Origin of the sequence: Methanosarcina sp. A14, from assembly GCF_001729375.1 — an archaeon.
GTDB lineage: Archaea > Halobacteriota > Methanosarcinia > Methanosarcinales > Methanosarcinaceae > Methanosarcina > Methanosarcina barkeri.
Genome location: NZ_LZPK01000247.1, coordinates 1 through 8,266, shown reverse-complemented (window position 1 = coordinate 8,266; position 8,266 = coordinate 1). Strand labels below are relative to the sequence as shown.

Sequence of the window (8,266 nt, the reverse complement as noted above, 5' to 3'; positions counted from 1 at the left end):
AGGGCAATTACGAAGAAGCAGTGAAAAAGTATAACAAGTCACTGAAAATTGCAAAAGAGCTGGGGGACAAAAGCGGAATTGCAAGCACAATGGGGCAGTTAGGAGTGATTTATGAAGCAAAGGGAGAATATGTTTTTGCTCTCAACGCTTACATAAAAGCTTTTTCAATTTTCGAATCTCTTAAGTCCCCATATAGTCAACTGGCTTCTAAACTTATCTTAGAGTTGAGAGATAAAATGGGAGAAGAAGAATTTAAAGCTGAATTTGAAAAGTTGGTGAACGAATGACTCTGAACTCATTAAATGTCCTCACTGCGGGTACAAATATTACACAGATGTAGAAATAATTATGGAAGATGGGACAACTGTTGCAGTACGCTTTGGTTTATCTGATATCAAAAAAGTATTCAGCCGAAAAACTCCCAAAAGCCTGTATATAGATCTCGCCTGCCCCAATTGCAAAAAAGAATTTGAATGGGAAGCAAAGGTATGACAACTGAAGGAGAAGTTGAAAGCGGGACTGGTGAGGAAGAGATTCCTTTTGTTCCCGTTGAGCCCAATCCTTTCTGGAAAAAGAACGCTGAAAAGCTTGTTGGGGAATCTATTTCAGTTGTAGAGGATACAGCAAAACAGTTTGTTGTTGTCACAGGGCTGCTTCAGGGAATTTATTTTCATGCTATTGCATTTTCAGATATTAAGGGAGCAACATGGTATTCTGTCCTGATTTATATGGCTCCGCTTGTGCTGTGGTTACTGAGTTTGATTTTTGCGGTGATGGTGCTTATAAGGAAAAGGTATGAGATTAACATAAATTCGACTAGGGACTCAAAGGAAAAATTCGAGGAAATGGTGAAAATTAAGTACAGGTACATCCGTATTTCGGGATTTTTGCTGATTATTAGTTTCGTGGCACTCGCAATTGCTTTTTTGCATTACTTCGGCATATTTTAATTCTTTTTCGATGTTTAACTCTTTTCTTCTACTAAGGGTTTTAGAAAAATATATTTAGTATGTGTTTTAATTATCTGAAAGCCTCTTTGCGAACAAATAAATATACAAAACCTTTTACAGGTAGCCTAAGAGATAAAAATGACCGAACTTAAGAAAACGATTTCCTTCACTCGGGGCATGGGGCTTGCAATTTGCATGCTTATAGGCACAGGGATTCTTGCACTGCCAGGCTTGGCACTTGATGCAGGAACCGTCTATGAAGCAATCCTCGGCTGGTTCCTTATAGCGATTGTCGCAGTCCCTCTTATCGAAGTCTGCTCCAGCCTTGGCCTTAAATTTCCTTCTACAGCCGGACTTGCAGGTTATGCTGAAAAGGCTGTTGGACCCTGGGGAGGATATGCGGTTTCCTACCTTGTGGGAGGCTCTTTATTTTTCGGGCTTCCTGCAGTTGCCCTTATAGGCAGCGAATATATGAAGCAGCTTTTTCAGTTATCAAACACAGGAGCAGCACTTTTTGCAATCCTTCTTGTAACCCTGATGTTTCTTTCGAACATGGCAGGAATGAGGGTTATCTCTCTAATCAATTACGCATCTCTGGCTGTCCTTTTTCTGCTAATAGGCCTGCTTATTGCCTTTAACCTTGATTTTCTGGGCTCGGGCCTCGGAATTGCCAGCGAAGCAATTAGCGGCAACGCGCATATAGACCTGCATAACATCTGGAAAGTTGCAGCCCTCCTTTTCTGGGCTTTTTTGGGCTGGGAAAACCTTTCTTTTTCCCTTGGGGAAATAAAAGATCCTGAAAAAAACGTACCTCGCCTTTACTGGCTAAGTTTTGCCCTTGTGACCTCAATTTACCTTGTACTTGCCTTAATCAGCACGGGAGCTAGTGTTTCAGGTGCTTCTCTTCAGGGGGCAGCCGGGCTTTCCGGCCTCGTGCTTTTTACGCCCGGAGGAAAACTGCTCATCTGGCTCATGATAATAGTTATTGCAGCAAATGCCTGTTCCTGGGACTTTACTGCAAGCCGCCTGCTGTACGCCGGGGGCAGGACTGGAATTTTTCCTGAGATATTCGGAAAGCTTTCAAAAAGGAATATTCCTGTGCCCAGCCTTGTTGGGCTGTATGTACTTTCAATTTTCCTGATTCTTGGAAGTTATCTCCTAAAAATTCCGGTATCAGCGATGATACTGCTCGTAAACCAGAATTTCGTTTTCCTCTACGCTTTCATTATAATTGCATACTGGAAAACCGAAAACGGCTGGAAGAAATGGACTTTCTCGGTTCTTTCACTCGTGTCCCTGAGTTTTTTGGTCTCAGGTTTTACCTGGAAAATTGCCTATCCGGTCTTTTTGATAGGCTTTGGATATTACAGGTTTCTCAGGAGTACAGAGAAAATTTCTACATCCAGTCATGTATCCGGAAATGAAAATGCACTCCGTGAAGAAACTCAGGAAATATCTGTCTTGGCTAAGCACTGAATGTTAAGCACTAAATGTGAATACTAAACTAAAAAATTCAAAGAGAAAACTATAAATCGTATTCTTTATAAATATAATAAAACAGTTCATAAGCAACTTTTAAATTTTGCGGGGATGTGACCATATATTGTCGATAAGTGTAAAAGAATCACCTGGAAAAGGTAGGGGCGTGTTTGCACAGAGGAACTTTAGAAAAGGCGAGGTAATAGAAACCTGTCCTTTCATAGTCTTACCCTCTGAAGAGATAGACTCACTTGAGCTTACCAAGCTCTATAATTATTATTTCGCCGTGGATCCTGATTCAAAAGATGCAGCTGTGGCGCTGGGCTATGGTTCTCGTTATAACCACTCGTACAACCCGAATGCAAGGTACTATAAAGACTTCGATAACAGCCTTTTAAAATACGTCTGCATAAGAGATATTCAGGAAGACGAAGAAATCACAATAAATTATCACTGTGACCCTAAGACCTCGTCACAGAAGTCACAGAATAAACTCTGCGCATTCCCGATTGGGCATTTTGATTTTCACTATCAAGGTTGGCCAATCAAAGTTACAAGGAATTATAAGTTTCATGGGCTCTTTCGTTGAGGGCACTAAGACGAAAACCCAGTCTGGTTCGATCTTGCAGGTCAGGAAGATCTTGAAATATGCTGAAAAGAATGACTATTGAGTCTAGTCATTGAATGTTCCTGAAAGAAGAAGTATTTTTCTCTTTTAACCTTTATTAAGCTTTTTTGATTCTGTATATGACAGGCGCGAAGTTTATATTTTCGGCCACTTTATAATAAAAAGCTAACTTATGAGTTGACCTATAAGTTGACCTATAAGTTGACCTATAAGTTGACCTACAAATTGACCTATATGTTGATCCTATACACTGACCTATATGTTGACCCTATACACTGACCTATAAGCTAGCGCTTCGATTTCAAAATCAATTCCTTATCCACGGAAAAATCCGTGGTCTTCGGATCTATTAAAAAATCAAGTGTGATGAGCCTACTTAGGAATCACAGTAATAGCTGTGAAATTTAATCCAGGGTTAATTCAAAGCCAAAACTTCTCCTGAAGTTACAAAAAGGAGTCCAAAATGGAAAATACATTTCTTACGGTTTTTCGGGTAAGCCTGTTTGACACTCTCTATGTCACAGGCTCTCTGATTCTTGTCGGGATGATACTCGGCCTTCTTGAGAACCGGGCTAACTTTTACGTCCAGAGAGCTTTTGGCAGGAAAGGAATTCTGGTCACAGCCTGGATAGGCACTCCGATTCACGAACTCGGCCACCTGCTGATGTGCTACGTATTCAGACACAAAATAACTAAACTCAAGCTGTTTACCCACAAGGAAAAGGACGGAACCCTTGGATACGTCAATCATAGCTGGAACCCTAAAAGCCTCTACCAGAACATAGGAAACTTTTTCATAGGTATGGGCCCGATCTTCAGCGGGACCACGGCTCTTATCATCGGCATGAAACTGCTGCTGCCGGATTCTTTTACAAGGGTTGCCAATTATCTTACCCTTGAACCTGCCCAGCCGGACCAGTATATTTTGACAAAAATCTTCGCCCTTACCGCAGGTCTTTTTCAAAGCATATTTTCGGTAGAAAACCTGTTTTCTCTCAATTTCTGGATTTATTTTGCCCTAGCAATCGCAATCTCTTCGCATATAGCCCTGAGCAAAGAAGACCTTAAAGGAGCAGGCAGGGGTTTTGTAACCATACTCTTTTTCATTTTGCTGATAAATTTGTTTGCTCTCGTTTTCAATGCTGATTTCTCCGGCCTTTTTGCAGAGATACTGGCTCTAAACGTATATCTTGTAGCCTTTTCAATGATTTCAATTGTTTTTTCATTAATCAGGCTGGTTTTAAGTGCTTTTGCGTATCATCTGGTTTAAAAATATCATAAATATAGTAATTTGTTTACATAAATAATAAAGAACTTTAAGTCAGGATAATAAACGCCAAAATATAAAAATTAAATTAGAAAACTTGAAATGTAGAAGTTTAAATATAAAAGTTGAATTATAAAACTTGAAATATAAAACTTGAAATATAAAAGTGAAGATTGAAGAACAGATTGTTTTTTACAAAGATCTTTTCTGCTTCACTTAAAACCCATGCTGCTTTCCTGTCATTTCTTCAATCTCAATCTCAATTACGCACAACCTGTTAACTTTCCATTCTTCAAACTCAAAAGGCCCTTTTTTCCCGTAATGCTCGGAAAGGATAGTAAGCCCTTCTACTTTATCATCATAATCTTCAACAAACAATGCCTGTCCGTTCCCTACAACACTTCGATAGCAGACATTATATTTGCAGATATCTTCGGCAGTGACGACTTCAGCTTCAGCATCGGCTTCGAAAGCGACTCTGGGGTTCCTGTTAAGGATCTCGATCTTCTTGCCTTTGCTAGAACAGTGGAGATAAATTTTGTTATCTTCGTATCCAAAAGCCATTGGGATAATGTAAGGTTTGTCTGAGTCCGAGAGGGCGATACGAAGGAACTTTGCCTTTGAGAGAATCTCTTCTATCTGCTGATGATCCTGTATCAGGTCTTTACTTCCCATTTTTTCACCTTAAAGAAATTAATTTGCTATAGAAACCTGTAAATAAATATTTATTTTTGGGATAAAAATTACTTCCTTTATGAGTATATATACTAACCAGTTATTTTGCATTTAAGTTTAGTTTCATTCGGAACTATTATATACCTCACAAGCCTATAGAGGTCGGATCAGCTTCATTTGTAATGATTTTCACAATGTTATATTTAAAAAACAAGCTGCCCAGCTCATAAAATGTGAAGGATCAAATTATGGAAGACCTGAGAGAAGGAAACTTAAGAGAAACAGACCCAAAAAGAAAAGATCCAAGAGAAATATTAGGCCCTATTGCTTACATTTACAGGAGCCATCTGGCGTACATGGTAAAAGAACTCGAAGCTTACAGGGTCGGAAGCGGACAGTTTGAGTTTTTAATGTCATTATACTACAAAGATGGAGTATCCCAGGAAACTCTTGCAAAGGAACTGAAAGTTAGCAAAGCAACAAGTGCCAGAGCAATCCAGAGTCTGGAAAAAGAAGGTTACGTTTACAGGGAAAGGGACGAAACTGACCTTCGAGCTTACAGGGTTTACCTTACTGATAAAGGAAAGGAAATGAGAGATATTATTTTAAAAAAGTTGACTGCTTTTACAGATATTCTCTTTTCGGATTTTACCTTTGAAGAAAAAGAAATTTTCAGGATGCTCATTCATAAAGCTGTAACTAAACTTTTTGAGCCTGGGTTCGAGCCTCCATCTGACAGATCAGACGATTGAGGTGAAAAACGATGGAGATAAAAAAATATGGATGAAAAAAGTGAGTTCCTCGGCAAAGATAACATAAAGAAGCTCTTGTTTAAGCTCTCAGCCCCTATTGTCATCGGAATGCTGGTTCAGGCTATTTATAACGTAGTGGACACCTTTTTCGTGGGAATGGCCTATGGAACAGATGACGTCCAGGCCATAGGCGGACTTTCGATAGCATTTCCAATCCAGATGATGGTGGTAGCTTTTGGAATTGTGCTCGGAACAGGAGGTTCTTCCATAATTTCGCGTGCTCTTGGAGCTCGAGAAAATGAAAAAGCCGAAAAAGTACTTGGAAATGTTTTTTCCCTGAGTTTAATATTAAGTGTGCTTATAGCCATTCCTTGCCTTTATTATCTTGATCCGATTTTGAAGATTTTCGGAGCAACTGCTGGTGTCATGCCCTATGCCAGAGAATATCTTAAATATATAATATTAGGAGGAACTGTCTTTGTCTTTGGAGTGGCTACTCAGAATATTGTTCGCTCCGAAGGAAACGCCCGCCTTGCAATGAATGCTATGCTTGTAGGAGGCGGTCTCAATATCTTCCTTGACCCGCTTTTTATGCTTGGTTTTGGAATGGGTGTAAAAGGGGCTGCAATTGCAACCGTAATATCACAAACAATAGCTTCGATCTGGCTCCTGCTTTACTACCTCAAAGGAAAAGGAGCTGTTCATTTCAGACCCAAAACCTTGAAACCCGATATGAAAATTGTTAAGGAAATCTGGGCTATTGGTATTGGGTCTTTTGTAATGCAGTGCTCAAACAGTGTCATGATGATTTTCGTGTTCAATGCACTCGCAACTTATGGAGGAGATAGCGCAATTGCCGTTTTTGGTGTAATAATAAAAGTTAACTCCTTCATTTTCATGTCCCTTTTGGGTATGGGCTTTGGCCTGCAACCTATTGTCGGGTTTAACTATGGAGCAAAAAAATATGAAAGAATAGTCGAAGCTGTAAAATTATCGCTTGCAGCGACAACGACTATTGGAATACTGGGCCTGCTGAGCATATTACTCTTAAAAGAACAAATTCTCGGATTATTCAGTGCAGACCCGCAATATCTGGAGATTGGAAAAAAAGCTATAACTATCATGCTTCTGGGTATGCCTCTGGTAGGCATGAATGTGATCACATCAATCCTGTTCCAGGCTTTGGGAAAAGCAAAACCTGCGTTCCTTCTTTCAATTAGCCGGCAGCTCCTCTTCCTGATCCCTCTTGTTACCATTCTTCCCCGGTATTATCAACTGAATGGAGTCTGGGCAGCTTATCCGATCTCAGATTTTCTGGCATTTCTGCTTTCCGGGTTCCTGCTTTTCAGGATCTATAAAATCTTCAAAGAACAGAAAAAGTCTTCAAAAACTGCTGCTGGATCAGAAATTGCAGATAAAATGTCTAATATCTAACAGTTTACAAAAGAGTTTTTGTGTCAGATCAAGAAAATCTTTAGGTCTGTCACAAGAAAAGTTTTCAGATCTGTCACAAAAAAGTCGTTAGGTCTGTCACAAAAAGGGTTTTCATCTCATCATAAAATCGTTTAAGGAATAACTTATATTATAAACAAAAAAATTCAACTCAGGTTCTTTAAAAAAGTTCAGCTCAGATATAACTAACTTTTTAGAGGGTGGGTATGACACTTACTGAAATAATAGATTATTTCAAATCAAAATTGAATCTCTCAAAATTTATGGATTCCCTCGAAAGAAAGACGGATTTCTATGACGAATCCGAGAATGGTTCCGAGGAGAATGGCTCAGTTGGGAATTTAGAATCCATTCCATACTTTAATTCCGGAAACAGTGATGCTAAAAGTTCCAATGCGGGAAGGATATCTCAAAATAAAGATGAGCCTCTTATCAAGCTGACCAATGTCTGGAAAATTTATCAGATGGGGGAGGTTGAGTTTGCAGCCCTTAAAGGAATAAACCTGGAAATTTACGAAGGGGAATTTCTGATCATTCTCGGGCCCAGCGGAAGTGGAAAGAGTACGATGATGAACCTGCTGGGCTGCCTGGATATACCATCAAAAGGCACGGTTTGCCTGAATTCTAAGGATATTTCAGAATTAAATGAATCAGAACTCGCCATTATCCGAGGAAAAATGATTGGCTTCATATTCCAGAGCTTTAACCTTCTTCCAACCCTGAATACGGAAGAAAACGTGCTTTTACCGATGGAATTTCAGGAAGAAGATAGACAACTGGCCAGAAAAAAAGCCTCATATCTGCTTGACATTGTCGGGCTCTCAAACAAGAGACAAAACCTTCCGTCCCAGCTTTCAGGCGGACAAAGGCAGAGAGTTGCAATAGCCCGTTCCCTAGCTGTAAACCCGCCCATAATCCTGGCAGATGAACCTACAGGAAACCTGGATACCAAGACTGGATATTATATTCTGGATTTTCTGGATGAGTTGCACACAAGAGAAGGGAAGACGATCATTATTGTTACCCACGACGTTGAACTTGTGAGATATGCAACAAGAGTCGT

Annotated in this window: 10 protein-coding genes; 9 read left to right on the top strand and 1 reads right to left on the bottom strand. The window is 39.8% G+C overall.

The window, feature by feature from the left end; all coding sequences use genetic code 11:
- From A9239_RS11925 to A9239_RS11905, 6 genes are all read left to right on the top strand, one after another.
- On the top strand, window positions 1–287 hold a 287-nt coding region (locus A9239_RS11925; protein ID WP_141706446.1), incomplete at its 5' end, for a tetratricopeptide repeat protein.
- 61 nt (window positions 288–348) lie between these two features.
- Window positions 349–492, top strand: a complete 144-nt coding sequence (locus tag A9239_RS19555) for a hypothetical protein (protein ID WP_155396482.1) — start codon at window positions 349–351, stop codon at window positions 490–492.
- Window positions 489–950: a hypothetical protein gene (locus A9239_RS11920; RefSeq protein WP_048119230.1), complete on the top strand. Its 462-nt coding sequence runs from the start codon at window positions 489–491 to the stop codon at window positions 948–950. The genes A9239_RS19555 and A9239_RS11920 overlap by 4 nt, the downstream gene beginning before the upstream one ends.
- Window positions 951–1,088: 138 nt before the next feature.
- Window positions 1,089–2,426 (top strand): APC family permease, encoded by a 1,338-nt coding sequence (locus A9239_RS11915; protein WP_048119233.1) that lies wholly within the window; start codon window positions 1,089–1,091, stop codon window positions 2,424–2,426.
- Between the two features lie 106 nt (window positions 2,427–2,532).
- On the top strand, window positions 2,533–3,018 hold the full coding sequence (locus A9239_RS11910; protein ID WP_080941512.1) for an SET domain-containing protein: 486 nt from the start codon (window positions 2,533–2,535) through the stop codon (window positions 3,016–3,018).
- A 502-nt stretch (window positions 3,019–3,520) separates the two neighbouring features.
- Window positions 3,521–4,327 (top strand): hypothetical protein, encoded by an 807-nt coding sequence (locus tag A9239_RS11905; RefSeq protein ID WP_048119236.1) that lies wholly within the window; start codon window positions 3,521–3,523, stop codon window positions 4,325–4,327.
- 213 nt (window positions 4,328–4,540) lie between these two features.
- Here A9239_RS11905 and A9239_RS11900 read toward each other — a convergent pair whose 3' ends face one another.
- The gene (locus A9239_RS11900; protein ID WP_048119239.1) at window positions 4,541–4,999 is read right to left on the bottom strand and encodes a pyridoxamine 5'-phosphate oxidase family protein; all 459 of its coding nucleotides are present in this window, start codon (window positions 4,997–4,999) and stop codon (window positions 4,541–4,543) included.
- A gap of 248 nt (window positions 5,000–5,247) precedes the next feature.
- Between A9239_RS11900 and A9239_RS11895 the strand changes: the two genes are divergently transcribed.
- The 3 genes from A9239_RS11895 to A9239_RS11885 all read left to right on the top strand — a co-directional run.
- Window positions 5,248–5,751 carry a MarR family winged helix-turn-helix transcriptional regulator gene (locus A9239_RS11895; protein WP_048119242.1) on the top strand — a complete coding sequence of 168 codons (504 nt, stop codon included), beginning with the start codon at window positions 5,248–5,250 and terminating at the stop codon, window positions 5,749–5,751.
- A gap of 27 nt (window positions 5,752–5,778) precedes the next feature.
- Window positions 5,779–7,185 carry an MATE family efflux transporter gene (locus A9239_RS11890; RefSeq protein ID WP_048119244.1) on the top strand — a complete coding sequence of 469 codons (1,407 nt, stop codon included), beginning with the start codon at window positions 5,779–5,781 and terminating at the stop codon, window positions 7,183–7,185.
- Between the two features lie 224 nt (window positions 7,186–7,409).
- On the top strand, window positions 7,410–8,266 hold an 857-nt coding region (locus tag A9239_RS11885; RefSeq protein WP_069575312.1), incomplete at its 3' end, for an ABC transporter ATP-binding protein.